General features: G+C 61.7%; 26 protein-coding genes, 1 tRNA gene and 1 pseudogene. 19 read left to right on the forward strand and 9 right to left on the reverse strand.

Annotated features, from left to right (window positions below):
• Positions 1–76: 76 nt before the first annotated feature.
• From AB4Y75_RS04795 to aceE, 5 genes are all read right to left on the reverse strand, one after another.
• The gene (locus AB4Y75_RS04795; RefSeq protein ID WP_066210694.1) at positions 77–322 is read right to left on the reverse strand and encodes an acyl carrier protein; all 246 of its coding nucleotides are present in this window, start codon (positions 320–322) and stop codon (positions 77–79) included.
• 99 nt (positions 323–421) lie between these two features.
• The gene (locus tag AB4Y75_RS04800) at positions 422–1,471 is read right to left on the reverse strand and encodes a beta-ketoacyl-ACP synthase III (RefSeq protein WP_441434718.1); all 1,050 of its coding nucleotides are present in this window, start codon (positions 1,469–1,471) and stop codon (positions 422–424) included.
• The gene (locus tag AB4Y75_RS04805) at positions 1,468–2,451 is read right to left on the reverse strand and encodes an ACP S-malonyltransferase (protein ID WP_441434719.1); all 984 of its coding nucleotides are present in this window, start codon (positions 2,449–2,451) and stop codon (positions 1,468–1,470) included. Before AB4Y75_RS04805 ends, AB4Y75_RS04800 begins: the two co-directional genes overlap by 4 nt.
• Positions 2,452–2,542: 91 nt before the next feature.
• Entirely contained in the window at positions 2,543–3,772 is a 1,230-nt protein-coding gene (locus AB4Y75_RS04810; protein WP_441434720.1) for a PucR family transcriptional regulator, read from the reverse strand.
• A gap of 187 nt (positions 3,773–3,959) precedes the next feature.
• Entirely contained in the window at positions 3,960–6,698 is a 2,739-nt protein-coding gene (gene aceE, locus AB4Y75_RS04815) for a pyruvate dehydrogenase (acetyl-transferring), homodimeric type (protein ID WP_441434721.1), read from the reverse strand.
• Between the two features lie 346 nt (positions 6,699–7,044).
• On the opposite strand from aceE, the gene AB4Y75_RS04820 reads away from it, so the two are divergent.
• From AB4Y75_RS04820 to AB4Y75_RS04840, 5 genes are all read left to right on the forward strand, one after another.
• On the forward strand, positions 7,045–7,464 hold the full coding sequence (locus AB4Y75_RS04820; RefSeq protein WP_441434722.1) for a DUF3052 domain-containing protein: 420 nt from the start codon (positions 7,045–7,047) through the stop codon (positions 7,462–7,464).
• Entirely contained in the window at positions 7,464–7,958 is a 495-nt protein-coding gene (locus tag AB4Y75_RS04825) for a peroxiredoxin (protein ID WP_441434723.1), read from the forward strand. Before AB4Y75_RS04820 ends, AB4Y75_RS04825 begins: the two co-directional genes overlap by 1 nt.
• A complete protein-coding gene (locus AB4Y75_RS04830) occupies positions 7,955–8,821 on the forward strand; it encodes an NAD-dependent protein deacetylase (RefSeq protein ID WP_441434724.1) in 867 nt (288 codons plus the stop codon). The genes AB4Y75_RS04825 and AB4Y75_RS04830 overlap by 4 nt, the downstream gene beginning before the upstream one ends.
• 135 nt (positions 8,822–8,956) lie before the next feature.
• A tRNA-Val gene (locus AB4Y75_RS04835) sits at positions 8,957–9,032 on the forward strand.
• 25 nt (positions 9,033–9,057) lie between these two features.
• Positions 9,058–9,477: a hypothetical protein gene (locus tag AB4Y75_RS04840; protein ID WP_441434725.1), complete on the forward strand. Its 420-nt coding sequence runs from the start codon at positions 9,058–9,060 to the stop codon at positions 9,475–9,477.
• 540 nt (positions 9,478–10,017) lie between these two features.
• Here the strand turns inward: AB4Y75_RS04840 and AB4Y75_RS04845 are convergent.
• Positions 10,018–10,230 (reverse strand): hypothetical protein, encoded by a 213-nt coding sequence (locus tag AB4Y75_RS04845; RefSeq protein WP_441434726.1) that lies wholly within the window; start codon positions 10,228–10,230, stop codon positions 10,018–10,020.
• Between the two features lie 146 nt (positions 10,231–10,376).
• Between AB4Y75_RS04845 and mpaB the strand changes: the two genes are divergently transcribed.
• From mpaB to AB4Y75_RS04905, 12 genes are all read left to right on the forward strand, one after another.
• On the forward strand, positions 10,377–11,390 hold the full coding sequence (mpaB, locus tag AB4Y75_RS04850) for a daptide biosynthesis RiPP recognition protein (protein WP_441434727.1): 1,014 nt from the start codon (positions 10,377–10,379) through the stop codon (positions 11,388–11,390).
• Entirely contained in the window at positions 11,387–12,682 is a 1,296-nt protein-coding gene (mpaD, locus tag AB4Y75_RS04855) for a daptide-type RiPP biosynthesis aminotransferase (RefSeq protein WP_441434728.1), read from the forward strand. The genes mpaB and mpaD overlap by 4 nt, the downstream gene beginning before the upstream one ends.
• Positions 12,679–13,821, forward strand: coding sequence for an iron-containing alcohol dehydrogenase (locus AB4Y75_RS04860; RefSeq protein WP_441434729.1), 1,143 nt, complete (start codon positions 12,679–12,681; stop codon positions 13,819–13,821). The genes mpaD and AB4Y75_RS04860 overlap by 4 nt, the downstream gene beginning before the upstream one ends.
• Positions 13,822–13,882: 61 nt before the next feature.
• The gene (gene mpaA1 / locus AB4Y75_RS04865) at positions 13,883–14,020 is read left to right on the forward strand and encodes an MpaA1 family daptide-type RiPP (protein WP_441434730.1); all 138 of its coding nucleotides are present in this window, start codon (positions 13,883–13,885) and stop codon (positions 14,018–14,020) included.
• A 47-nt stretch (positions 14,021–14,067) separates the two neighbouring features.
• Positions 14,068–14,199: an MpaA2 family daptide-type RiPP gene (mpaA2, locus tag AB4Y75_RS04870; RefSeq protein WP_441434731.1), complete on the forward strand. Its 132-nt coding sequence runs from the start codon at positions 14,068–14,070 to the stop codon at positions 14,197–14,199.
• 42 nt (positions 14,200–14,241) lie between these two features.
• On the forward strand, positions 14,242–14,364 hold the full coding sequence (gene mpaA3, locus AB4Y75_RS04875; RefSeq protein ID WP_441434732.1) for an MpaA3 family daptide-type RiPP: 123 nt from the start codon (positions 14,242–14,244) through the stop codon (positions 14,362–14,364).
• 144 nt (positions 14,365–14,508) lie between these two features.
• Positions 14,509–15,243, forward strand: coding sequence for a daptide-type RiPP biosynthesis methyltransferase (gene mpaM / locus AB4Y75_RS04880; protein WP_441435262.1), 735 nt, complete (start codon positions 14,509–14,511; stop codon positions 15,241–15,243).
• Between the two features lie 350 nt (positions 15,244–15,593).
• A complete protein-coding gene (locus tag AB4Y75_RS04885) occupies positions 15,594–16,469 on the forward strand; it encodes a YcaO-like family protein (RefSeq protein ID WP_441435263.1) in 876 nt (291 codons plus the stop codon).
• Positions 16,351–18,132 carry a daptide biosynthesis intramembrane metalloprotease gene (gene mpaP / locus AB4Y75_RS04890; RefSeq protein WP_441434733.1) on the forward strand — a complete coding sequence of 594 codons (1,782 nt, stop codon included), beginning with the start codon at positions 16,351–16,353 and terminating at the stop codon, positions 18,130–18,132. Before AB4Y75_RS04885 ends, mpaP begins: the two co-directional genes overlap by 119 nt.
• Positions 18,133–18,163: 31 nt before the next feature.
• Complete coding sequence (locus AB4Y75_RS04895; RefSeq protein WP_441434734.1) at positions 18,164–18,901, forward strand: ABC transporter ATP-binding protein; 738 nt, start codon at positions 18,164–18,166, stop codon at positions 18,899–18,901.
• Positions 18,898–19,629 carry a hypothetical protein gene (locus AB4Y75_RS04900; RefSeq protein ID WP_441434735.1) on the forward strand — a complete coding sequence of 244 codons (732 nt, stop codon included), beginning with the start codon at positions 18,898–18,900 and terminating at the stop codon, positions 19,627–19,629. Before AB4Y75_RS04895 ends, AB4Y75_RS04900 begins: the two co-directional genes overlap by 4 nt.
• A 71-nt stretch (positions 19,630–19,700) precedes the next feature.
• Positions 19,701–20,336 (forward strand): hypothetical protein, encoded by a 636-nt coding sequence (locus tag AB4Y75_RS04905; RefSeq protein ID WP_441434736.1) that lies wholly within the window; start codon positions 19,701–19,703, stop codon positions 20,334–20,336.
• Between the two features lie 331 nt (positions 20,337–20,667).
• Here AB4Y75_RS04905 and AB4Y75_RS04910 read toward each other — a convergent pair whose 3' ends face one another.
• The gene (locus tag AB4Y75_RS04910) at positions 20,668–20,820 is read right to left on the reverse strand and encodes an Lsr2 family DNA-binding protein (protein WP_441435264.1); all 153 of its coding nucleotides are present in this window, start codon (positions 20,818–20,820) and stop codon (positions 20,668–20,670) included.
• A 9-nt stretch (positions 20,821–20,829) separates the two neighbouring features.
• A pseudogene (locus AB4Y75_RS04915) lies at positions 20,830–20,961 on the reverse strand (Lsr2 dimerization domain-containing protein); the annotation flags it as partial.
• A gap of 260 nt (positions 20,962–21,221) precedes the next feature.
• Between AB4Y75_RS04915 and AB4Y75_RS04920 the strand changes: the two are divergent.
• Positions 21,222–23,582, forward strand: a complete 2,361-nt coding sequence (locus AB4Y75_RS04920) for an AAA family ATPase (RefSeq protein WP_441434737.1) — start codon at positions 21,222–21,224, stop codon at positions 23,580–23,582.
• A gap of 147 nt (positions 23,583–23,729) precedes the next feature.
• Here the strand turns inward: AB4Y75_RS04920 and AB4Y75_RS04925 are convergent, their stop codons facing one another.
• Entirely contained in the window at positions 23,730–24,260 is a 531-nt protein-coding gene (locus AB4Y75_RS04925) for a hypothetical protein (protein ID WP_441434738.1), read from the reverse strand.
• A 132-nt stretch (positions 24,261–24,392) separates the two neighbouring features.
• Here AB4Y75_RS04925 and AB4Y75_RS04930 point away from each other — a divergent pair, with 132 nt between their 5' ends.
• Complete coding sequence (locus AB4Y75_RS04930) at positions 24,393–24,557, forward strand: hypothetical protein (RefSeq protein WP_441434739.1); 165 nt, start codon at positions 24,393–24,395, stop codon at positions 24,555–24,557.

The following is a 24,557-nucleotide window of genomic DNA, read 5'->3' on the forward strand; positions in this document are numbered from 1 at the left end:
GCGTGGGCGGGCCTTGCCAGGGAGCGCCATCCCGGGATGAGGTCATCCCGGGATGGTCAGCTCCGGCAGCAGGCGATCAGGCCTGGGCGTTGGCGATGAAGTTCACGGCATCGGCGACGGTCTTGAGGTTCTTGACCTCTTCGTCGGGGATGCGCACGCCGAACTTCTCCTCGGCGTTCACCACGATGGTCATCATGGAGATGGAGTCGATGTCCAGGTCCTCGGTGAAGGACTTGTCCAGCTCGACAGCCTCGGGAGCCAGGCCGGTCTCCTCGTTGACGATTTCAGCCAGGCCGGCCAGGATCTCTTCGTTGCTAGCCATGTCGGCTCCTTTTCTGTGTTGTTCCGGCAGCTGCCGGGGCTTGACGGTCAGCTGGTGCTGACCGGTGGTTGTGAAGTTGTGGTCGGGAAGTCGTGAGGCTCAGGGGAGCCGGACCACCTGCGCGCCGAACACCAGACCGGCCCCGAAGCCGATCTGCAGCGCGAGGCCGCCACTGATGTCCGGGTTCTCCTCGAGCAGGCGGTGCATGGCCAGGGGGATCGACGCGGCGGACGTGTTGCCCGAATCGGCGATGTCCCGCCCGACCTTGACGTGCTCGGGAAGCTTGAGCTGCTTCACCATCTCGTCGATGATGCGCATATTGGCCTGATGGGGCACGAACGCGCTCAGGTCCTCCGCGCTGACTCCGGCCGCGTCCAGGGCGGCCTGTGCCACCTTGGCCATCTCCCAGACGGCCCAGCGGAAGACGGTGGGCCCGTCCTGGCGCATGGTCGGCCAGATGTTCAGTGCGGCGGAGACGACGGCTTCGTCATCGCCCTCGGCGGCCAGGGTCTCCAGGCCGCGGACATCGTTGAGCGAGTGGGTCATGCCGATGGCGCCCCACTTGCTGCCGTCGGATCCCCAGATGGACGGGCTGATGCCCGGCTCATCGGAGGGACCGATCACGACCGCCCCGGCTCCGTCCCCGAGAAGGAAGGAGATGGTGCGTTCGTGGTTGTCGATGAGGTCGGAGAGCTTCTCGGCGCCCACCACCAGGACGTACTCGGCCGCCCCGGAACGGACCAGGGCATCCGCCTGGGCCACGCCGTAGCAGTACCCGGCGCAGGCGGCGGAGACGTCATAGGCGGGGGCCGGAGTCGCGCCGAGGCGCTCGGTGAGGGCCGTGGCCGCAGACGGCGTGGCGAACGGGTGCGAGACCGTGGAGACGATGACCGCGCCGAGACGGGACGCTTCGATCCCGGCGTTGGCCAGGGCGTCACGCGCGGCGCCTTCGGCCATGTCGATGACGCTCACGTCCTGCGCTGCGCGGCGCCGGGTCACGATGCCCGTGCGCTGGCGGATCCACTCGTCCGAGGAGTCGATCCACTGGCAGACGTCGTCGTTGGTGACCACGACGTCTGGACGGAAAGCCCCCACCCCGTGGATGCGGGTCCCCGCCCTGACCTCGTCCTGCCGGAGGACGGGTGTCATGCCTGTGCGCCCTCGGTGTTCCCCGCGGCGTGGTGGCCGGAGCCGCCCGGTGCGGCGTCCTGCTCGACTTCGGCGAAGAGGGCCAGTGCGGCGTCGAGGTCGGCCGGGGTCTTGACCGCGACCGTCTTGATGCCGGGCATGCCGCGCTTGGCCAGTCCGGTGAGCGTGCCGGCGGGGGAGAGCTCGATGAGGCCCTTGACACCCTGAGCCAGGAGGGTCTCCATGCAGAGATCCCAGCGGACCGGGCGGGAGACCTGGGCGACCAGGCTGGCGACCCCGGCCTTGCCGTTCGCGACGAGCCGGCCGTCGTAGTTGGAGAGCAGCGGCACCTGGGGCTCGTGGATGTCCAGTTCGTGCTGGAGGACGTCCAGAGCCGCCACAGCTGGGGCCATGTGCGTGGTGTGGAAGGCGCCTGCGACCTTCAGCGGGATCACGCGCGCCTTCGCCGGCGGATTGGCGGCCAGGGCCTCGAGCTGCTCGAAGGTGCCTGCGGCCACCACCTGGCCGGCGCCGTTCACGTTCGCGGGGGCGGCGCCGGAAGCCTTGATCGCGGCGAGCACCTCGGCGGGGTCACCGCCGACGACGGCGCTCATGCCGGTGGGCGTGACGGCTGCGGCCTCGGCCATGCCGTTCGCCCGCTCCCGCACGAAGCGCATGGCGTCGGCTTCGCTCAGGACACCGGCGAGGGCGGTCGCGGTGATCTCGCCCACCGAGTGACCGGCCAGCGTGACGGGCAGGGTCGAGAGCTCGACGTCGAAGAGCGCCTTCGCGGAGACCAGGCCCGCAGCCACGATGAGCGGCTGCGCGACGGCGGTGTCCTTGATGGTCTCCTCGTCGGAGGTGGTTCCATGCGCGGCGAGGTCCTGCTGAGCCACTTCGCTCAGGGCGGCCAGGTGCTCGGCGACGCCGGGGACCTCCAGCCAGGGCGCGAGGAAACCGGGGGTCTGGGAGCCCTGTCCGGGGCAGACGATTGCTAGCACTTAATCAGCTTTCCAAATCGAGGTGACATTGCCGCCTGTTTGCTTGAACGAAGCTCAGGGGGCCTGTTTGTAGGAAGTCTACAAGAATGGGTCAATGTGGGCGGCTTGCGAGCCGGTCGTGCGCGGGTCGCTGCGGTGGAGCGAGCCGCCCGACCGCCAGCGCGGTCTGCAGCACGTACGCCTCCCGGGGGATCAGCGGGTCCCAGCCGGTCACGTCGCAGACCCGTTTGAGCCGGTACCGGACGGTGTTCGCATGCACGAACAGCTCGCGGGCCGTCGCCTCGAGGGAGTGCCCGAGTTCCAGGTAGCTGCTCAGGGTGTCCACCAGTCCGTTCGAGGCGGCCAGCAAGGGCCGGTAGATCCCGGCCACGAGCTGTCGCCTGGCGGTTTCATCGCCCGAGATGACCCGCTCCGGCAGCAGGTCTCCCGCCGCCACCGGCCTGGGCGCCGCGGGCCAGGCGCGGGCGGCGGTCAGCCCCGCGAAAGCCGCCTGCGCGGACAGGCTGGCGTCGGTCAGCGAAGCCGCTTCGGGGCCGTGCACCACGGGACCGGGGGCGAACAGTTCGCTCAGTTTCGCCAGGGAGTTCTCCCGGTCATGGAGTCCGCCGAGCACCAGGATCAGGCGGTCGCCCTGAATGCCCACCAGAGCGTCGTCGGCGTACCGGCCGGCGGTGCGCCGCAGCTCGCTCACGTAGCTCGCGCTCGTCTCGAGGGGGGTCTTGCCCACCACCACGGTGAAACGTTCCTGGGCCTTCCAGCCGAGGGCCGCGATCCGGGACCGGAGGGCGTCCGTGTTCTCGCCGCGCAGGATGGCGTCGACGATCAGGGCTTCCAGCCGAGTGTCCCAGGAACCGCGGGATTCGGCCGCCCGGGCGTACACGTCCGCCGCCGCGAAGGCGACTTCGCGGGAATACCGGAGCACGGCTTCCCGGAGTTCGGGCTGCGCTTTCTCCGGGGCCAGGACCGGGACCTGTTCCTCGACCACCTCCACCACGATCCGGATCAGCTGGAGTGCTTTCTGCAGGCTGATGGCCCGGGTCATCTCGCTGGGGGCGGTGCCGAAGACGTCCGACAGGATCCAGGCCGGGGAACTGGGCCGTTCGTACCAGGTGACGAATGCGGCGATGCCGTTCTGCGCCACCAGACCGAGCGTGGATCGTTCGTCGGCGCTGAGCCGTGCGTACCAGGGAAGGGACGCTTCGAGCTGCCGGGTGGTCCTGGTGGAGAGCTGCCCCACGTTGGCGCGCAGCTTCTTCAAGGTCTCGGCCTTGTCCGCGGAGGCGGACGGGATGGGCGAGGGCTTTCCTTCGGACTGCGTCATGCTATGAAGCTTAGTGCCAGGCGCTTTGTGTGAAGGCTACAACTGAGGCGCGTTCCACCTGCCGTCACGACGACGGCGCGGCCCGTCCGCCGTCGTCGTGCGCGGCTGACGCTGTGCGCAGGGACGGCCGAGGCCCGCATCCGGTGGGATGCGGGCCTCAGTTGTCAGCAGCGTCGGTGGACGGGGATCAGGCGTCGCCGCCCGCGCCGCCCGTGGTCCCGGCGTTCACGTTGGTCAGGTCGTACTTCTCGATCGCCTGACGCGGTGCGGCCGCGTCCACCTTGCCTTCGGCGGCCAGCTGCTGGAGAACGGCGACCACGATCGAGTGGGTGTCGTTCTTGAAGAAGCGGCGGGCGGCCTGGCGGGTGTCGGAGAAGCCGAAGCCGTCCGCGCCCAGGCTGGTGAAGCGGTTGGGCAGGTACTGGCGGATCTGGTCCGGCACGGCGCGCATGTAATCGGAGACGGCGACCACCGGGTGGGGGTTGTCGGCCATCTTCTGCGTGATGTACGGGGTCTGGAGATCCTCCGGGTTGAGCAGATTGTGCTCGTCCACGGCCACACCGTCACGGCGCAGTTCGTTGAAGGAGGTGACGCTCCAGACGTCGGCGGCCACGCCCCAGTCCTCGGCGAGGACCTGCTGGGCTTCGAGAGCCCAGGGGACGGAGACGCCGGCGGCGAAGACGTTGGCGCGGGGGCCGTCGACGCTCGGGGAGCTGATGTGGTGGATGCCGCGGGTGATGCCCTCGACGTCCACGTTCTCCGGCTGCGCGGGCTGGTGGATCGGCTCGTTGTACACCGTGAGGTAGTACATGATGTTCCGGTCGTCCGAGTCCGGGCCGTACATGCGCTCCAGACCGTCGCGCATGATGTGGGCGATCTCGTAGCCGTAGGCCGGGTCGTAGCTGCGGATGGCGGGGTTGGTCCCGGCCAGGATCGGCGAGTGGCCGTCCGCGTGCTGGAGGCCTTCGCCGGTCAGCGTGGTCCGGCCGGCCGTGGCGCCGATGATGAAGCCACGGGTCATCTGGTCCGCGGCGGCCCAGAAGGAGTCGCCGGTGCGCTGGAAACCGAACATCGAGTAGAACACGTAGATCGGGATGAGCGGGACGCCGTGGGTCGCGTAGGACGTGCCGGCCGCGGTGAACGCGGCGACGGCGCCGGCCTCATTGATGCCGGGGTGGATCAGCTGACCCGTTGCGGCTTCCTTGTAGGCCAGGACGAGTTCGCGGTCCACGGACAGGTAGTTCTGGCCGTTCGGGTTGTAGATCTTCGCGGTGGGGAAGAACGCGTCCATGCCGAAGGTGCGGGACTCATCCGGGACGATCAGGGCGACGTGCTTGCCGAATTCCTTGTCGCGGAGAAGGTCCTTCAGGAGGCGGACGAAGGCCATGGTGGTGGCGGCCTTCTGCTTGCCGGACCCCTTGTACGCGACCTCGTACGCCTTGTCGGACGGCAGGACCAGTTCGTCGTGCTTGGCACGACGCTCGGGAACCGAACCGCCGAGTGCCGCGCGGCGTTCCATCATGTACTTGATCTCCGGAGCGTCCGTGCCCGGGTGGTAGTACGGCGGGTTGTAGAGGTCCTTCTCGAGCTCTTCGTCCGAGATCGGGATGCGCAGGTGATCACGGAAGGCCTTGAGGTCCTCCATGGTCAGCTTCTTCATCTGGTGGGTCGCGTTACGGCCCTCGAAGTGGGTGCCGAGGCCGTAGCCCTTGACCGTGTGGGCGAGGATGACCGTGGGCTTGCCCTTGAACTCCATGGCTGCCTTGTAGGCCGCGTAGACCTTGCGGTAGTCGTGGCCGCCGCGCTTGAGGTTCCAGATCTGGTCATCGGTGAGGTCCGAGACGAGTTCCTTGGTCTGCGGCGTGCGTCCGAAGAAGTGCTCACGCACGAACGCGCCGTTCTCGGCCTTGTAGGTCTGGTAGTCACCGTCCACCGTGGTGTTCATGACCTCGACCAGGGAGCCGTCGGTGTCCTTGGCGAGGAGGTCGTCCCACTCGCGGCCCCAGACGACCTTGATGACGTTCCAGCCGGCGCCGCGGAAGAACGCTTCGAGTTCCTGCATGATCTTGCCGTTGCCGCGGACAGGGCCGTCCAGGCGCTGGAGGTTGCAGTTGATCACGAAGGTCAGGTTGTCCAGGCCCTCGTTGGCGGCGAGCTGCAGCAGGCCGCGGCTCTCCGGCTCGTCCATCTCGCCGTCGCCCAGGAACGCCCAGACGTGCTGGTCGCTCGTGTCCTTGAGCCCGCGGTTGTGCAGGTAGCGGTTGGACTGCGCCTGGTAGATGGCGTTCATGGGGCCGATGCCCATGGAGACCGTGGGGAATTCCCAGAACTCCGGCATGAGACGGGGGTGCGGGTAGGACGACAGACCGTGAGGGGCCTTGGACTTCTCCTGGCGGAAGGCGTTGAGGTCTTCCTCGCTCAGGCGGCCTTCCATGAAGGCGCGGGCGTACATGCCGGGGGAGGCGTGGCCCTGGAAGAAGACCTGGTCGCCGCCGCCCGGGTGGTCCTTGCCGCGGAAGAAGTGGTTGAAGCCCACTTCGTAGAGGGTCGCTGCACCCGCGTAGGTGGAGATGTGGCCGCCGACGCCGATCCGGGGATCCTGAGCGCGGTGCACCATGATCGCGGCGTTCCAGCGCATGTAGGCGCGGTAACGGCGTTCCAGTTCCTCGTTGCCCGGGAACGCGGGTTCCTGGTCCACCGGGATGGTGTTCACGTAGTCGGTGGTGGTGACCATGGGGACGCCCACGGACTGTGCGCCGGCGCGCTGCAGCAGGGAACGCATGACGAAGCGTGCGCGCTCCGTGCCCTGCTCGCGCACCAAGGCGTCGAATGACTCAACCCATTCGCTGGTCTCCTCGGGATCCGCATCGGGGATACCGGCGGTCAGACCGCTCAGGATCGAAGGGGTGATTTCTTCAGCAGCCACGTCAAACCTCTCTTTGATGCAACTGCGGCGCCTCGCTGATCCAGGGGCTACCGCGCGCGGCAAATCGCTTCCGGGCGCCGGTCAGGTGATTCCGGCACTCTCAACTGGTCACTTGTCCTGCACGGCCGGGGTTCCGGACGTGACTCACTCGTGTTCATGGATCACTCTAGCCCTCACATCGCGGCCTTCGCATTTGGGAACCTTTGCATTGCGCGCGGTCCGCGCCTCCGGAAACGGCCCCTGACGACAAATCGGTGTCAACCGCTGCGAAAGCGCCGCCCATGCATCACAATGGGAAGTGACGCGGGCCGGAATGAAGTGACCGGCCTACTACGAGGAGGAACGAGTGAGCGAGGCCGACGCCGTCGCGGACGTCACCACTGCCAGCCGTCTGGGTTTCAAGGACGGCGACCTGATCCAGGAGTTCGGATACGACGAGGACGTCGATTTCGACTTCCGCGCGGACATCGAGGAGATCACCGGTTCGGAGCTGCTGGATGAGGATGAACAGGAAGTAGTCGACGCCGTCATCCTCTGGTGGCGCGACGAGGACGGCGACCTGGTCGATGCCCTGGTCGATGTCCTGCCCGCCCTCGAAGGCGACGGTGTGGTCTGGATTCTGACCCCCAAGTCCGGCCGGGACGGATACGTCGCTCCCGCGGACATCCAGCACGCCGCCCCCACCGCGGGTCTGCACTGCACGTCAACCCTGTCCGCTGCGAAGGACTGGTCCGGGACCCGACTGGTGTTCCGGAAGAAGAAGTGATGTCTCAACAAGTGGCGAACCCCCTGGGGCTGGTCTCACCGGCCGTGGGGGAGGAGGCACCCGACTTCACCCTGGTGAACCAGTTCGGCGAGCAGGTGACGCTCAGTTCGCTGCGCGGCCGGCCCGCCGTCGTCGTGTTCTTCCCGTTCGCCTTCTCCGGCATCTGCACGGGTGAGCTGTGCGAGATCCGGGACAACATCTCCCTGTTCGCCGGGCTCGACGCCCGCGTGCTGGCCGTGTCCGTGGACAGCAAGTTCGCTCTGCGTGCCTGGGCCGATCAGCAGGGGTATGACTTCGATCTCCTCTCGGACTTCTGGCCGCACGGCGAAGCCGCCCGGGCCTACGGGGTGTTCGACGAGGAGACGGGCATGGCCGTCCGCGGCACCTTCATCCTGGACGCCCAGGGCGTGGTCCGCTACGGCGTGGTGAATCCCCGCGGCCAGGCCCGGGACTTCGAGGCTTACCGTCAGGCGCTGGCGGAACTCTCGGCATGACCGATATCGCCACGGACGAGGCGCTGGAGGAGGCCCAGGACCTTCTCCGGTCCCGTGCCGTGGTGGTGCTGACGGGTGCCGGGATCAGCACGGATTCCGGCATTCCGGCGTATCGCGGTCCGAATTCGCGACCGTCGAACCCGATCACGCTCCAGGAGTACATGGGCTCCGCCGAAGCCCGGCAGCGCTACTGGGCCAGGAATCATCTGGGCTGGCGACGGGTGAAATGGGCCGAGCCCAATGACGGTCACCTCGCGCTGGCTGAACTGGAGCGCGGCGGGGTCATCCAGGCCGTCATCACGCAGAACGTGGACCGGCTTCACGAGGACGCCGGCAGCGAGAACGTGGTGGATCTGCATGGCCGGGTCGACCAGATCATCTGCACCGAGTGCGGCGATCTGCTGCGGCGCCGGACGCTCGAGGAGATGCTGACCGCGCTCAACCCCGGGTTCATCGAGCGTGCCGAGGCGCTGGGCGTCGTGGAGGCGCCCGATGCCGACGCACAGATCGATGACGCCCTGGCCCGTGAGTTCGTGGTCGCTCAGTGTCCGCGCTGCGGGGGAGTGCTGAAGCCGGATTTCGTGTTCTTCGGGGAGAACGTCCCGAAGCCGCGTCTGGCGCGTGCCCTCAAGCTCGTGGAGGAGGCGGATGTGCTGCTCGTGGCCGGGACCTCGCTCACGGTCATGAGCGGGCTGCGTTTCGTCCGGCAGGCGGACAAGGCCGGCACCCCGGTGGTGGTGGTCAACCAGGGCCCGACCAGGGGTGATGAACTCGCCACGGTGCGGCTCCACAGCGGGACCTCGGAGACGTTGCGGGCGTTCGCCCGCGCGCTGCTTCCGCCTCCGGTGCCCCGAGCGCACTGACCCGCGCACGACGACGGCGGGCTGCTTCCTCCGGAGGGTGCCGCGGCAGGGTTGTTTGCGGCGCCGCCGTTTGCCCGCTGAACTGGGCATCCGCTAAGGTTGATACCTGTTGACCGCAGCGCGGACGGCAGAGAAGGGCCTTTAGCTCAGCTGGTAGAGCGCCACGTTTACACCGTGGATGTCATCGGTTCGATCCCGGTAGGGCCCACCACGGTGAACTTATTCACACCAGAGACATGTTGGTTTTTGGGTGTTGTGTCGAATTGACCACTCAGTCCCGGAAGGGCTGGGTGGTTTTTCGTTTCCTGGGGGATGGCTACGTCGTTCTCCTGGATCCTGTCGAAGAGAGCAGCGACGGGTGCTTGGAGGGTGCCGGTTACCGCGGGGTTATTGTCTCCATCGGCACGGCCGAGCCAGAGTTCGCCGAAGAGGGCATCGATGATGAGTCGCCTCGTAGTGTCGCTCGCATTGCGGTAGTGCCTCTGAGGATCGCTGAGCAGCGTGATGTAGGCCAATGCCGACTTCACTCCGTGCTCGATGGCCTGTTTCGTGTTGATGAGGTGGTCACGGATGGCGGATTGTCCGATGGCATTTTCTTGGTGTTTGGTGCGAAGCATAGTGCCGTCGTAGATGCCGGCTGCGGCGAGGTCGAGTAGGTTACGTTCCCGCATTATGAGCTGCTTGAGGCGTTTCTCCATTGCCCGGCGTTGTTCGATTTGGCGAGCGTGGTAGTCGGTGAGATACCCCTCGAAGATTTCACCGTTGGTCGTGAGCTGTTCCTCGGTGAGCATCCAAGGGAGAGCGGGACGTGTCACAGTTCGGGCCGGAGCATCGGTGCAGTGAAAGCGCAGGATCTAGCCGGGGTGGACTCAATGCGGGGCAGAAGGGGTTCCGGGTAGCCGCGCATGAGAAAATCGGCAGCCGCGGTGGAGAGAGTGACTCCTGTGGGAAGGTACGTGCCGATTACCGTTACGGTCCGTTGAGCTGCCAGGAGTTAGAGAAACTCCACACGACCGAACAGACGGAGAATGACGGTTTCGGCTCGAGCCACCACTGAATACCACATGTCCGAACCAGAACGTAGCCCGGGTTGGATCACGAGTGCTGCATGATCCTGGTCTGTAGTTGCAGGATGCGATGGACGTGTAGCAGATCGCGGGATCCGCGCCTTACATCCAGCTGAGATCGATACTGGGCTACTTCGAACTCTTCGTGATCGCGCGAATCCCGAAGTAGCCCAGCAAAGCCGCGCCGGCCAGGGCGACGACCCCGGTTGCGTATGACCACCACCCTGCGGCGCCGACGAAGAATGTCACGCCCATGACAGCTATTGCAATGCAGCCAAGGATCATTGCAATCCCGTATGCGCGGTTTGTGGAGTCTGTCTCGGTGGATCGATCCTCATTCATGCCTACGAGTCTAGCCGCCGGCGTTGACATACGTGCAACCTGGAGGAACGCTCTGACTGGTGCCTTGGACATTTACTCAGACGTATGTACTATCCTTCTTGATCAAACGGGTTGACCGGTATGTTCGTCTATTGGGGAGTGGAAGAGTGCAGGAAAAGTTGGCCGTGCAGGCTCTGGAGCAATGGGTGGTCGGAAGCGTTCGACCGGGGGCGAAGCACGCGTTCATTGAGTACGGGGTCGATCCTGAAGTCGCCAGCGATGCCCTTCCGAAGGTCGATGTCGCGTTCGTTCCCGCGGGATCTAGCATCGCTGGGGACCATCGGATGGCGGTCGAGTACGACGGCGCTCTTAGCGCACCAGGCGACCAGCTCTTCCTTGACGGTCAGGTCGTCGAAGTTCAGGACTACGTTGCTTCGGGGTTTGTGGACGTACTTGGTCCGACAGTAGTTCACCTCAGCGGTGACGACGGCTGGGCCGCGCTGGTCGAAGATGCCGAGGCTGCGTTGCAGCTGGGAGTTTTTCCGGAACATTTGCTGAATCCCAGCGTCCTTCTCGCTGATCGTTTCCCGCTGTTGGACCTGGCGGCAGCGACCCGGCCAAGCCGCTTCTACTGCAAGGCGGGTGGATCAACCGCGTTCGGGATGCAGGGCGGGGACCTTGACATCGCTGATCTAGCCGAATGTGAGACAGTTTCCGAGCTTCCTGCTTGGGCAGCAATCTCTGGGGTGGTAACTGAACGAACGCTGGACCGCGACCAGATGCGTTTTGCTTCGGTCGGGCGTTTTGTTGGTGCCGTTGAGCTGTTGCGCTCGCTGAAGCTTGTTCCAGCTGATATCGACTTGGTCGGATTCGGGATGAGCCTGGTTGCGGACGATCGGGCTGACGCTGTCGTATGTGGTCGGGAACCCTTCCTGACTCGTCAGGGGGGCGAGTATTTGCTCCTGAACCAGGAGACGAGAAGCCGGCATCGCCTCAGCCGCGATACCGCTGGGCTAGTCGAAATTATCCAGAGCTCTTCTTCGCTGGAGCTGGCAATCGACCGGGCGTGCCGTACTCTTGCGGCGAGCAGCGAGTCTGTCGCACAGGGGCTCCTGCAGGTGCAACAGAGCCTCAAGGTGAGCGTTGCCGTCCCTGGGCAACCCGTTGGAGCGATCAAGTGACCGACACGTTTGCATCTGATCTTGGACATTCAGTTGACCGTCAGGACGTCTGGCCATTTCTGCTTCCGTCGGCGAGCAAGATTGACGACCGGAGGACTGCACTGAGCTCCTCTGGCGTGACGGTTCGATATAAGGACGGTACGCAACGACTCTGCGCGGCCAGCGGCTTGTGGAATGCTCCGCTGGGGTTTGGGAATGCTTTCATCACCGAGAGCATTGAACGCGCATTGCGAGAGGCGTCCTATTTGACGCTCTTTCGCTCGGTGCACCAGCCCGCGGAAGATGCTGCCAGCGTATTGCTGGATCGTGCAGGCCGAGGGCGCTACGGCAAAGTGATCTTCTCGACCTCTGGTGGAGCCGCAAATGACGCGGTAATGAAGCTAGTCCGTCAATACTGGCATGCGAAAGGCGCTCCGGAACGGCAGTTGGTTATCGGTCTCCACGGTAGCTATCACGGCACGATGTATGGCAGCCAGAGCCTGAGCGGTGATGACTTGTTGCAGTCCGTGTACGCGGTGGATCGGCGAACCATTCGTCACGTCGCTCATGACGATGGGGGCACTCAGCTAGAGGCACTCGTGCGGCGTGAGGGCCGCCGTGTCGGTGCAGTGGTTCTGGAGCCCGTTCTCGGGAGCGGCGCCCATGCTCTTCCAGCGGAATTCTTAGCCAAAGTTCAAGAGCTTCGCGACGAGGTGGGCTTCCTGCTCGTCGCGGATGAGGTTGCTACAGGGTTTTGGCGTACTGGTCCGATGTTCGCATCTGAAGTATGGGAGAAGGCCCCGGACGCTCTCATCGCTTCTAAGGCGCTCACCAATGGGACTCTCCCGGCCGCCGCCATCTTGGTCGGACATCAGATCGTGCAGCAGATGAAGGCTGCAAACGCCACGTTCGTTCACGGGGAGACGCAGGCAGGCACGCCCGTGACCTGTGCTGCGATCATCGCAACCTTGCACGAGATGGACCGAATCCAAGTATCGTCGTTGGTCGAGCGGTTGAGCCTGGAACTGTCTGACGGCTTGGAAAATCTGATGCGTCGATCAAACGTTACGGCCGTATCTGGTCGAGGCCTCTTCAGGGGCATTCACCTCCGGCATCTGAACGGTGATGTTCTCTCGGGGGCGGAGGTGATGGACGTTGTGGGTTCGATTTTCGACCACGGGGTCATCGTTCACCCCGGTCCAAGCAGCATCCAATTGTTGCCCGCTTACATTTATGGGAGTTCAGGCATCCGAGAGATGCTGGCTCGCATTGATGGTGGGTTGGCCGCATATTTCAATGGACAGGGACGATGAGCGTCCGTGTTCTATCCGGTGATCAGGCGCTGGCGGATCATCTCGTACAGTCATCAGGCAGTGGTACGACGATGATCATCGTCGACCGTGCGGCTGAGGTGTCGGAGAAGCGCTTCGACGGGACCGCTACCGACGTTCTTGAGGTCTCGGTGGGTCAAGGTGGGCTGCGCCTCGAGGAGATTAGGCAGATCGTTACCCGAATTCGGCAGCTCGGTCCGAGAGAGGTACTGGGTGTTGGCGGCGGTTCGGTCATGGACGCGGTCAAAATTGCCGTGGTATGCGCCGAGCAGGACGGGAGGCTGGAGCACCTTGCCGTCAGGAGCGCCAGATCAGGCTTGGTTCCGCTTGGAGGCAGCTGGCGCAGGTCAATTACTCTCGCCCTGGTACCCACGACGATCGGGACCTCATCTGAAGTCAACTCCACTGCAACGATCCTGACACCGGCTGGTCGTAGGTTGGTTCTCGGCGAATCGCTTCGCCCTGACATCGCGATCCTTGATGCGGAGCTGACACAGACCTTGCCTCCTCACCTAGTGGCTGAGGGCGTGATGGAGGCATTTCTGCGAGTTGCAGGCGTTTTTGCGTGGACGCCTCGACCAAGAACCATCGAACGCACGGCCATCAACCTTGCGAGGGCGATTCTCTCCGCAGGTCTGGAGCAGCCAGCCGCAGACAGGAAGACGCTGGGCTTAGTGTCCGCGGCCACCCACACCAGTGGGGCGTTGATTTCGGTGACTCCTTATCCGATGAAGCATTGGTACATAGCCAATGAACTCTCCTACGCCGCGAGAGTCCGGAAGATCGAAGCCACCGTGCCGCTCATCGGGCCGGTGTGGGCAAGGATCCTGCAGGGTGATTCGCGATTCGGGGACGCTGCGACCTTGAATCGGTTCTGGGACAGCGTGGGGGAGTTGGTACCTGGCGCCTGCCTCGACCCAGTCAATGGAATCCGGTCTCTTGCCGCAACGCTTGGTATCGCCACGAAGCTGCCGGTTTCGTCCATGGAAATCGCCTCCTGTGCGAATTCCTGCATTCGGAATTGGGGCGGACCTCTCCCTATGCTTCCCGGGCTGACCGCAGCCGATATCCGCAGTCTGCTTGAAGAAAGTAGCCTGCCGCGGCTGACAGCCGCGGACTGACGCTTCTCCGGACTATCCGGTCCTGGAGGTTCACCGAAATTTTGGGGGGGAGGTGAATTGAATGACCAAGAACGACATTCTCGATCTGCACATGGAAGAGATCGAACCTATGGATGCTCCCAGCGAAGACAGCTGGTGGCAGGGAGTCTTGTCCGGGATCGCCGTCGTCGGCATGGTCGCGGCGATCGGCGCGACCTGATCCTAGAGCTTCTAGGCCGCAAAAACTCGTACCGAAAGGAGGCACAGATGAACGCTCCCGCGCTCAACCTCGACTTCGTCGAGCTCGAGTCCATGGACGCCCCCGACGATGGTTGGGACTGGTTCCGCGGCTTCTCCGTCGGCGTGGCGGCCGGCGCAATCGCCCTGAGCCTGACCTGACCGGAATCGGCATCACAACCCAGGAGAGGAGGTGATCTGACGATGAACGAAATGACTCTCCAGTTCGAAGAGATCGAAGCTATGGAAGCGCCGCTCGAATGGTGGCAGCACGCTACCTACGCTATTGCGGCTGCTGCCGGCCTGGTCGCCATCGCAGCCACCTAAGCTCGATAGATCCGTCTGTAGGCGTCCGCATTGGGCGCCTACAGACGGGCAGGAAGGAACCCAATGAATTCCCTAGTGACGGGCAACGCCCACCTCACTGGCGCGATGTTGAACTATCTACATACCCACCAGCTTCAGCCTTGCATGGAGGACCTTTATAGTGCCGGAGGGTCGCGCGTATACGACGCAGTGACCCGCAGTGATCGAAGCGAAGTTAGGGAATTCATCAATCTCAGTCGACAGCACCCAGGAAGAATCCTCGACCTGGGCGCAGGCTCGGGGCGCCTTACAATCCCGCTGGCTAGGCTCGGTCACGAAATGCATGCGTTGGACAACTCGCGGACCATGCTCCAGCTTCTCCAGGAACGTACATCCTCCAGTTGCCCGGTCACCACTCACCTTGGGAATATGGCCACTTTCAGCCTTGGTCTCAAGTTTGACCTCATTATCCTGGGAGCGACATCAATTACGTTGCTCAACGCCGAAGACCGTCGCAACCTTATGAGTTCAGTGAGGACCCATCTCGCTCCAGGCGGCTCTTTTGCACTCTCCCTCGCTGATGCTGACGCTGCCCATGAACTCTCTCAAGCCAAGGAGTCTCACCTCCAGTTCTCGGAGGGACAAATCAAGCAGAGCGTGTATTTCACGCAGGAGCTATCAGCTGACGGGCGTAGCCGGTTGGTCAACTTCGCTGATCTGAGCTCGCGAACCACACCGCCGGGGTCCGTCCCGGTCTACTTCAGCACGGTGCAGTTGTTGCCTATGGACGAAATGATTCGCGAGCTGGAAAATGGCGGGTTCTCGGTGGAGAACGTCCATCAGGTTCGATCCAGCGTGACCGGCCTTGGTAGAGGAATCGTGGTCGTCGAATGTCGATGAAACCTTACGTGCAGGCCCTCGACCCGTCCGTTGGAATCGTTCGCAACCATGTCCTGTTGCCTCGCATTGCTGGAGAGACGCCCCTTGTCCGAATGGCGATCGAGCTCGCCAGTCCTCAAGCCGAGAACCCAAGCAATAAGCTTGACCTCGTGGGGGCATACGATCTGGTCCAACTTCGAGCGATGAAACGAGCAATCGGAGAAGCAGTGGAGAGGTTTGCTCTCCTTCCTACTTCTCAAACGGTTACAAAAGCACGAAGTCGGCGCGGCATCAATACCGCCCGGAGGGTGTCCTCGTCATCGACCCTGGATCCCAGATTCCCTGCCTTTTTGCAGATCGGGAACCACCGCATGTCCGACTCCCTAACCAGTCACGAGATCAGCTATCGATCAGGGCTCGACTACTCGTCAACGACTGGGCTGGAGCCGTCCCCATCTGGCTCTGCATCGGGGCTGAGCCTCGAAGATGCAGCCTGTTCTGCATTAATGGAACTCATCGAGCGGGACGCGGTGATGGTTGCCTGGGCGCGCCAGCTGGTCTTGGATGAATTGTCCTTGGACTCGGACACGTGGGGATCCCCACAACTTACGTTCATGACCGGTTTCCTGAACCAACTTGAACGAACCGTTCGAATTGGCCGTTGCCGTACAGGCGTGCCCGGGGTGGACGTGTACCTGGCGGCGACCTTCTCTGAAGGTGACCGTCTCTGCGGATTCGGCGCTAAGGCTTCAACAACGCCCTCCGAGGGTGTGTTGGGTGCTCTCTTCGAAGCCTGCCAGCTTTACGACGTACTTGGACTCGCTCGCACCTGGACAGATATTGCCGTGGTGGAAAAGCCTCGTAATGATGAGGAACGCGCTCGATATTGGTCGCTTCCACACGCATCGACACTTCTGCAGGGATGGTTCGACACGTTTAACACAGTCGAAGGTTCATCGCAGGCTGAGGAACGCCTCATGTCACAAGATCTTGCCCGGTTCATGTGTGACGACGGTGCAGAGTCGGTCTTCGTCGCTGACCTCACAGGTCGCCTCCCAAACGGAGCGCGCGAGATCGGTTGGCACGCCGTCAAAGCCTTCGCGAGTGGGTATCAGCAGCTAAGGCTCGATGAGCGACGCCATGACACATGGAACGCCAGTCGATTGGCCCGAGCCGAAGAGCGGACCGGCCACGCGAGCTCTCTGGACTCCGACAGAATTTTCCCAATACCTCACCCTCTGGTTTGAAGCGATGAAGCAGCTCTTATCCAACCGTCGTACTCCACCGATCACGCCTGAAACGTCACCACAGCGCACCCCGAATGTTGACTTTGTGCCGCCCGGAGTGCCGGACGGAACCTGGGTCATCACCGTCGACGGTGTTCCCGTGGCCCGGGCCTCGGCACACATTACCGAACTGGTCCGTAGTCTGGACGGTACGAGGGCTGTCAGCCAGATCTACCTGGCATACTCGGACCGGCTGTCTCTCGAAGACTTCCTCGCCTTGCTTGGACGCTTTCAGCGTATTGGAGTCATTGCGGGTGGAACCTACCGGGCCGCAGGCCGTCTAACATATCGTCCTCCGTTGACGGTGCAACTCGCGTCGTTGAAGTCAGCATGGCTCTTTTCCCGCACGGCGCCACTGCTGCGACCAGTTTTCAGCCGCGTCGGTGCGATCGTCGTGGCGGCAATCGCGTTGACCGGGTTTGTAGTAGCCGCGGTTCAGCTGCCGCAGATCATCCAGACCTTGTCGCAGCCCGTTACTCTTGCTGGCATGCTTGCGGTGACGGCAATCTTGATCACGGCGACAGCAATCCACGAATATGCACATGGCGCGGCCCTGGCGAGCTTCGGCGGGACACCGCGACGTGCTGGATTCATGCTCTTCTACTTGGCCCCAGCCTTCTTTGTCGACGTCACAGATGGGTGGCGGCTGCCGTCACGTTGGCAGAGGGTCGGGGTTGCCCTCTCTGGGCCTGCGGCTCACCTCCTCATAGGGGGGACTGCGGCCACCGTCGGCCTCCTGTCCTTAAACCAGGACTTCAAGGAAGTCTGCTGGATCGTCACTGTTGCTTGCTATAGCGTGGTCGCGTTTAATCTGATCCCCTTTGTCCGATTCGACGGGTATCTAGCACTAATGACCGCATTGGACGAACCGAATCTCAGAGCGAAATCCATGAAGGATGCTGGCGGATGGATTGCACGGCAGCTATTCGGAGCTGCTCCTGAACCACAGCAGATTGAAAAGTGGTGGAGCGTACCGTTCGGCATCGCCTCAGCAGTATTCCCCTTCGTACTGGTCGCCGGATCATTGAGCCGATTGATCGTACTCATCAGCGGCAAAGGTCTCATTTCGGGCCTAGTAGTGCTCGGGGTCGAAATGCTCCTCGCGCTGCTGGCCGTCAAATGGGTCATCAGTGCCGTCACTCACCTGAGGGCCAAGGGTACGCGGGCAACCGTAGTCGCGTTGCGCGGCACACTTTTAGTGGCGGCCATCATCCTCATCGGCATGGTCATCAAGGTGCCGACGCAAGCGAGAGCAGGCTTCGTTCAGGACGGTGGAACTCTCAGTCTCGTCCAGGCAGCTGGAGCTCACCAGATCAGCATGCCTTTGGGCCAACGCGTCGAGCTACGGACAAATGGACTCTTGTTCAGTACAGCAATCGGCATAGCGTCCGTCTCCCAGAGCGAATCCTCTCCTGGCGATGCGGATATAACATCTCTCTACCCAATTGAAGTTCCAGGAGCGACCGTCGCGGTATCGAAGACTTCACTGAGAGTCGACCCAGGTGCTTCACTTGAAGGTCTTCCGAGAGCAGGTATGGCACAGATTCGGCTATCAGACAAAGATCTCTGGTCTGCCACATTCGACACTTTTATCAGCCCTGCCCTAAAAGATATCATCCCCTGATGCCAGATACCTTCCGGAGAAAAGGAATTCTATGGACAACTTTGAGCACCAAGTGAGCATCGAATTTAATGGCTTCTCCAAGAGATTTGGAACGACCAGAGCAGTAGAAGATCTCAGCTTCACGGTTCCGACTGGGAAGATCGTGGGTCTACTCGGCCCCAATGGCGCAGGCAAATCAACGGCCCTGCGCGGACTAGTTGGACTTCTCCGGCCCAGCGCAGGTAGCGCGACCGTTCTTGGAAAGCCCCTCGAATCCCATGACAACCCTGGCCGAGTCGTTGGCGTTCATATGGACGGCATGGGGTTCGAGACAGGAATCACCGCGCAGCGGCATCTTACGATCGGATGCCTGGCATTGGGGCAACCTTCCAGCCGGGTGGCAGAAGTACTTGAAGAGGTTGGGCTGACGTTCGCCGCGCGGAGACGGGTCAAAACCTACTCCACCGGAATGGTTCAGCGGCTCGGCCTGGCTACCGCCTTGCTCGGGTCACCCAAAATTCTCGTCCTCGACGAGCCGGGCAACGGCCTAGATCCCGAAGGGATGCGATGGCTCAAAAGGTATCTCCGAGCCTACGCCAAAGCTGGAGGGACGGTCCTGATCTCCAGCCATCAACTTCGAGACCTAGAGAGCATTGTCGATGAGGTGATCATCATCAAGCGCACAGTCCTCTTTGCTGGTCTACTCACAGACCTCGTATCTGACGGTGGCTCAAACCTCGAGGACAAATACTTCGAGCTGACTGAAGCTGATGGGGTCCGTACAGCATGAGAAAGACGATTGTCGCCGAGCTATTACGATCCGTCAGCGGGCTCTCCTTCCTTGCTGTCGTGCTGTTTCTCTTTCTCATACCGTTCTTTGTTCTCATTCAGACCAATGACATGGACTCATTCGCTTCGATGTCCGACCTGGAGGCAAGCCGGGCATTCTATCGTCCGGTCGGTGCTGGGTTCATCACCACGGCATTCCTGGCCTCCTATGCGGTTACCCGCGAGTTCTATTACCAGTCGATCGACCGCAGTCTGATCCAGGCCGGCACTTGGAGGCTGCTGCTTTCGAAGATGGTCGCCAGTTCAATCACGGGCCTCGGCCTTGCCCTTCTGCTGGCAGTAGTCTGGCCTCTCATTGGTTCGTGGTGGTTCAGCACGATGGGCCATACCTTTGTCCTTGATCAGGGAACATTCACTGTGGGGTTGGGGACGCTCTTAAGCTGCTTGCCCGCCTCAGCCTTTGGCTGTCTCCTCGGATGGGCCATCAGAAACTACTACGTAACGACAGCGGTGGTGTTTGTGCTTCCATTGGCCGTGGAGTTCCCGCTACGAGCTGCAGCCCCGGATCTCGCGAAACTACTGCCCAACAATGCGCTCAGCGGGCTCGCAGGGTTCACCGCACAAGACAGCACACTTGGATGGTGGTCATGCCTACTCGTAGCGTCAGCCTGGATCGTCCTTGTCGCAGTCACCGTGTGGACTCTGGAACGACGTAGGGACATCCGATGATCCGGAGCCTACGTACAGAACTCGCCCGTCTAGTACGCGACAAGGTATTGGCCGGAGCCTTGACTGCGGCCGTGTTGATCGTCCTGGCCTCAGCAGTCGGACTACCACGTGACCTGAACTCAGTACCGGCGTCGATGACCGAAACCGTGATGCACGCTTTTCGCATCCCCCTGGCCGTGAATGCCGCCACAATGGCCAGCATCTATGGCTCGTTCCGGTTCACGATCGACTACAGGGACGGCTACATCGCTCGCCAGCTCCTCTGGCAATCACGGAACACATCCCTGATCGCGAAGATGCCGCCAACCATGGCCGCTGGGGCCGCAATCGGCGCCATTAGTTGCCTGATCTTCGCTGCAGTTGTCGGGGCGGCAATGCGGCGTCCGGTCCTGGACTTCGAGACACTCGGGCAAGCGGCTGTCCTCGGCATCGCATGCTCATTGTGGGGCTTGTGTGTTGGAAGTCTCGTACGGGCTCATTTGGTTGCCCTGTTCATTGTCCCGGCCACCTTGGTACTGGCTCTGCCCCTCGCCCTGTGGAAGCCCGAAGTTAGCGGATGGTCTCCACTTAGCGCGCTGCTTCAAAGCACAGGCAATCGGATCCCGGGGGAACTACCACTTCAACTTGCAGGGGCTCTAGGTTTGGCTTGGCTCGCGCTGGCGATAATCGCGTCATTATGGGCATTTAATCGTCGGGATATCTGCTAGCGTGATCAACGACGCCAGATCTCATGCTGGCTAACCGTTTGCTCGTGGGCCGGCATCAATGACTGACGGGTCGATTCGGCCCTTTGTTGCTACCTTATGGTGCTGGCCTCCGGCAACTGTCGAATTCTGGCGAGCTCGGGCTCATCTGACCGAGGGCAGCTTGTCCCGAGCCCCTGGACATCGCTTCGGGCAACTCCATCGCTAGCAACATCATCGGTGGAATCATCCTGGCGCTGGCGATTGTGCTTATCGTGCTCCTGGTCCTGCCTCGCAAGCGAACCTGAAGGTGCGAGGTCCGTTGCGGAGCTACCAGGCAGAGGACCCTTAGCTGCTAAGCCTGAGCTGCGTCGTATTCCTCGATGACCTTCTGGGCAATCCGTCCACGTTGCGCCACCGTGTACCCATTCGCGCTTGCCCACTCGCGGATCCTATCCAGATCCGGTTTATTGGGCCGTGGGCGGTTGGCACTGCGCTTGACGGTCACCTGCCGGGCTGCCCTGATGCAAAAAGCGAGGGCCTTGTGAAGATCGGTGAGTTCGCCGTTCGTCAGGTCAATCTCATAGGTGGACCCGTCGAGTGAGAACGACAGGGGATTCACCGACGCATCGCCGGAGATGTCACTGAACCGATGAACTACAGTCTAGGTTGCCATGCAGACGAGCTTATACTCCGGCCGCTCTTGTTGGATGAAAGAAGTGGGGCTGAATGGTTGTCACGTTGAAGTCCTTCAGTCCGGCCCTCGGGTGGCTCTACTCGACCAGACGATGCGGCTTGGGCTGAAAATTCACCAAACTTGATAGCTCGGTCTGCACCGCAGATGCTATTATTGATTGATGGCCTTTGTTGGTCGGTCGCTGAAGCGGCATAAGTATTGGGGGGCGGCAGTTGTTAAAGCGTATTGAATGGCTCAAGGATTGTGGTCACTTTGCTAATTACCGATGGGACAGCGGCTTACCTGAGCTCAGCCGAATCAATGTTATTTTCGGACCCAATGGCTCAGGGAAGACGTCCTTAGCTCGGTCATTCGATGACCTTCGGAACCATGCTGATGGCGAAGGGTTTCGACACGTTTCGTTTCTTCTCAGTAATGATGACGTTGACCAATCGACTAGCGGGCACGATCACCCCGAATTTGATCGCGTCTATGTATTTAGCGATCGATACATAGCTGACAGTCACCGCTTCCATGCGGATGATCCCTCGATGGAAGCCGTCCTCACTATCGGCAAGAGGAGCGTTGATGACGAACTCCGATTAGAAGAGCTTCGGAGGGACGAGAAACATCGTCAGGACGAACGAGTTAATAAGTTCGATGCGAAAAAGTCTGCCGAGAAACTCCTTGAGTCTCAGTACGGATCGATTGCGCAGCAGGTAGTTGGCGCCGCCGCCAGTGCAGGTGGCCGATGGAAGTCACGGGGGAGCTTTAGCGCGAAGGTCGTACGGACTGCCTTCGAGGGGTCGCACTCGAAATGGGTCCAGCTTAGTGAAGCCGCTCTGAAGGATAAGATCGGAATCATCAACTCCGGGCAATCTGACCCGATTCCCTCATTCACAGCGGCGGTGACAGTACCTGGAGGCATTGCCAAACGCCTCTCTGACGCACTAAACGCCACACCCATCACAACCGTACTTGACACGCTTCAGTCCCATCCAGAGGCAGCCTCGTGGGTGCAAGAAGGTCAGCAGCTCCACAGCGAAGTTGATACCTGCTTGTTCTGTTCGGGCCCAGTCACCACAGAGCGCAAGGAAGAGATCAACCGACACTTCTCTGACGCGGTCGCGCAGCTACAGCGCGAGCTCGGAGCGGTATCGCGAGAAATTTCGTCAATAGAGACCAACGCCAACATTGCCTTGGCGAACCTTCCCAATCGAGGTCTTTTGTTTCCCGACCTTCGGGAGCGCTACGAAACTGCTTCGGAAGAACTAGCCACCGATTTGAAGACACTGGCGCGATGGGCATCGGATGCAAGGTTACGAGCAGAGGAGAAAGCTAGGAATGTTCTTCTCACGGTCGAGTCGGAGATCGATGAACCCGTAACGGTGGATCCCAGCGTCGTCCGGGCAGTCTGCGAGGAGCACGACAATAGAGTTCAGGCCCATGGAGCCCTCGTGCGCGAGGCCGCGGAAGCTGTCGAGCTTCACTATTTGAAGTCCGGGGAGAACCTAGTCGAAGAGCTTTCTAAAGCCACAGGCGTCCTCGGGGGCGAGCTCGATAATCTGGACAAGGAACTTGTTTCCATACGCGCGGAGATCGCCGGTCTTGAGTCCGCGGACGGAGACCCAAATCCAACTGCACGGGTACTCACTGAAGAAGTTACTCGCCTACTCGGACGTTCAGAACTCAAGTTTGAAGCGGTAGGGGGAAAGTACCGTGTGCTGAGACACGGCGAACCAGCAATTGGTCTCAGTGTCGGCGAGCGAACGGCAATCACACTCGTCCACTTCCTGGAGACCGTGGCAAAACACGACAATGGAAAGTCCATTGTCGTTATCGATGACCCGGTATCCAGCCTCGACAGTAATGTATTCTTGGGTGTTTCGACACATATTTGGTCCGAAGTGGTCAACAAGTCCCACATCGAACAATTCTTTCTTTTGACACATAATTTTGAGCTTTTCCGCCAATGGGATATTCAGATCCAAGGCGTCCCTGAGAAATTCCGACCCAAGCACCAGTTTTACGAGATCAAGGCGCGAAATGTGACCCGCGCAGGCATTACGAAGCGTGAGCCTTTGCTCGCCAAATGGCCGCATCGCGAGGACGCGCGGAAGAAGATTCGTTCAACTTACCATCATGCCTTCATTGCTGTCGTAGAAGCAAAGCAGCGGCTCGACAACGATGACTCTTTGGAGAACCGGCTTGATGCTCAGTTGCTATTCCCAAATGTCATCCGGCGCATGCTCGAGTCCTTCTTGGCATTCAAGTATCCGGAGCGTGTAGGGAACTTCAATGACTCTATGCGCGATGCCGGAAAGATGCTCGCGGCTGCAAACTATTCCGGAGACGCGGACGCTCTTCGACTTCGGCTTACCCGCTATGCTCACGCATACTCACATAGCGAGAGTCCAGCGACTGATGACGTGGTAAACCCAGAGGAAGTCCGTCCGGCGATAGCTGCGGCCTTCGAGTTCATGAACGCACTGGACGCTGCTCACTTTGAAGGGCTATGCCAAATACTCTCGGTGGATCGCGCAATGCTCATGGCGGGAGGGGCGGAGTTTGCCACTACCTCTGACGGGGTATAGCCATCGGCACCCAAGATGTTGTTGAAGCAAGGAAACCGGGTTTGAGTGCCTGCGTCGCTCGGACTGCCTTCGCGCTAGGTCATCGTCGCAGCGAACAATGGTTTTGCGCCACCGGGCAGTTCGATGCGTGATGGGGTCGGCGCTGCGCTACTCCGCTCCGTGTTTCGTTACTCGACGCCCCGGCCATTTGTGGCGGAGGCCGAGGAGTAGCTGGCGAGACTTATGGGTGGCACCCGCTTTCCGCAGGTGGTTGTTGAGGGTGGTTGGGGTAAGGCCGAGTTGGGTGGCGATGGAAGCGATGCTCAGTCCTTGGGCGTAGAGCGCTATTGCCTGTGTGAGCTGGTCGGTGCTCACAGGATGCCCCCTGCATGGGCGAGCGTCGTGGCTGACGAGGATGGTGCGGCCCCGGCCCCGGCTCACGTCAAGCTGGCGCGACAGCGCACTGACAGTTGCCCCACCGCTGTTTGCGGCCACAAGACGTTGCTCGTCCGTTTTGCTTAGCTTCCAAAGGATCCTCTGGATCTGCGGTGCATCGTTGCGGTCATTCTCAACGGTCACATCTCGAACAAGCTGCTCGAGTTCTTCCAGCGTCTTCTCGGGGTGAACAGGGTTCGAGTATCGACCGACCAGGCGCACCACCGAAAACCCCGGTGCCGCAGGATTTCCATCCTGCAACACCGGGGTTTTTCCGTAGGCGCCGGTTCATTTTGGCCCTGCCGCCAAGCGACCGCACCGTTGTCCTCGGGAGCTCACCTCGGTAGGCTCCAGAGACAACAGGTCGAAAATCGTGAGCAGTGGGGGAGCACTCAGATGAACAAGTGGGGGACGGCCCTTGCGACGCTGGCAGGCGCCGGGGTGGGCTACTACGTGAATGGTCCGACGTCGGCGGCGATCGGAGCGATCACCGCTGCGATCCTGGCGGAGTCGTCTCGCCGGAAGCGCCTCGAGCGGGAAGCTGCCCGCGACCGGAGCTGA

The sequence above is a fragment of the Arthrobacter sp. RAF14 genome (assembly GCF_052114185.1).
GTDB lineage: Bacteria > Actinomycetota > Actinomycetes > Actinomycetales > Micrococcaceae > Arthrobacter_E.

Excerpts from the sequence above, each read along its gene's own strand:
- AB4Y75_RS04840 (WP_441434725.1), top strand. The coding sequence starts at position 9,058 with ATGTTGGTTTTTGGGTGTTGTGTCGAATTGACCACTCAGTCCCGGAAG.
- AB4Y75_RS04845 (WP_441434726.1), bottom strand. The coding sequence starts at position 10,230 with ATGAATGAGGATCGATCCACCGAGACAGACTCCACAAACCGCGCATAC.
- mpaA2 (WP_441434731.1), top strand. The coding sequence starts at position 14,068 with ATGAACGCTCCCGCGCTCAACCTCGACTTCGTCGAGCTCGAGTCCATG.
- AB4Y75_RS04860 (WP_441434729.1), top strand. The coding sequence starts at position 12,679 with ATGAGCGTCCGTGTTCTATCCGGTGATCAGGCGCTGGCGGATCATCTC.
- mpaA3 (WP_441434732.1), top strand. The coding sequence starts at position 14,242 with ATGAACGAAATGACTCTCCAGTTCGAAGAGATCGAAGCTATGGAAGCG.
- mpaA1 (WP_441434730.1), top strand. The coding sequence starts at position 13,883 with ATGACCAAGAACGACATTCTCGATCTGCACATGGAAGAGATCGAACCT.
- AB4Y75_RS04800 (WP_441434718.1), bottom strand. The coding sequence starts at position 1,471 with ATGACACCCGTCCTCCGGCAGGACGAGGTCAGGGCGGGGACCCGCATC.
- AB4Y75_RS04825 (WP_441434723.1), top strand. The coding sequence starts at position 7,464 with ATGTCTCAACAAGTGGCGAACCCCCTGGGGCTGGTCTCACCGGCCGTG.
- AB4Y75_RS04885 (WP_441435263.1), top strand. The coding sequence starts at position 15,594 with ATGTCCGACTCCCTAACCAGTCACGAGATCAGCTATCGATCAGGGCTC.
- AB4Y75_RS04795 (WP_066210694.1), bottom strand. The coding sequence starts at position 322 with ATGGCTAGCAACGAAGAGATCCTGGCCGGCCTGGCTGAAATCGTCAAC.
- AB4Y75_RS04930 (WP_441434739.1), top strand. The coding sequence starts at position 24,393 with ATGAACAAGTGGGGGACGGCCCTTGCGACGCTGGCAGGCGCCGGGGTG.
- AB4Y75_RS04830 (WP_441434724.1), top strand. The coding sequence starts at position 7,955 with ATGACCGATATCGCCACGGACGAGGCGCTGGAGGAGGCCCAGGACCTT.
- AB4Y75_RS04895 (WP_441434734.1), top strand. The coding sequence starts at position 18,164 with ATGGACAACTTTGAGCACCAAGTGAGCATCGAATTTAATGGCTTCTCC.
- mpaP (WP_441434733.1), top strand. The coding sequence starts at position 16,351 with ATGAGCGACGCCATGACACATGGAACGCCAGTCGATTGGCCCGAGCCG.
- AB4Y75_RS04900 (WP_441434735.1), top strand. The coding sequence starts at position 18,898 with ATGAGAAAGACGATTGTCGCCGAGCTATTACGATCCGTCAGCGGGCTC.
- mpaM (WP_441435262.1), top strand. The coding sequence starts at position 14,509 with ATGGAGGACCTTTATAGTGCCGGAGGGTCGCGCGTATACGACGCAGTG.
- AB4Y75_RS04810 (WP_441434720.1), bottom strand. The coding sequence starts at position 3,772 with ATGACGCAGTCCGAAGGAAAGCCCTCGCCCATCCCGTCCGCCTCCGCG.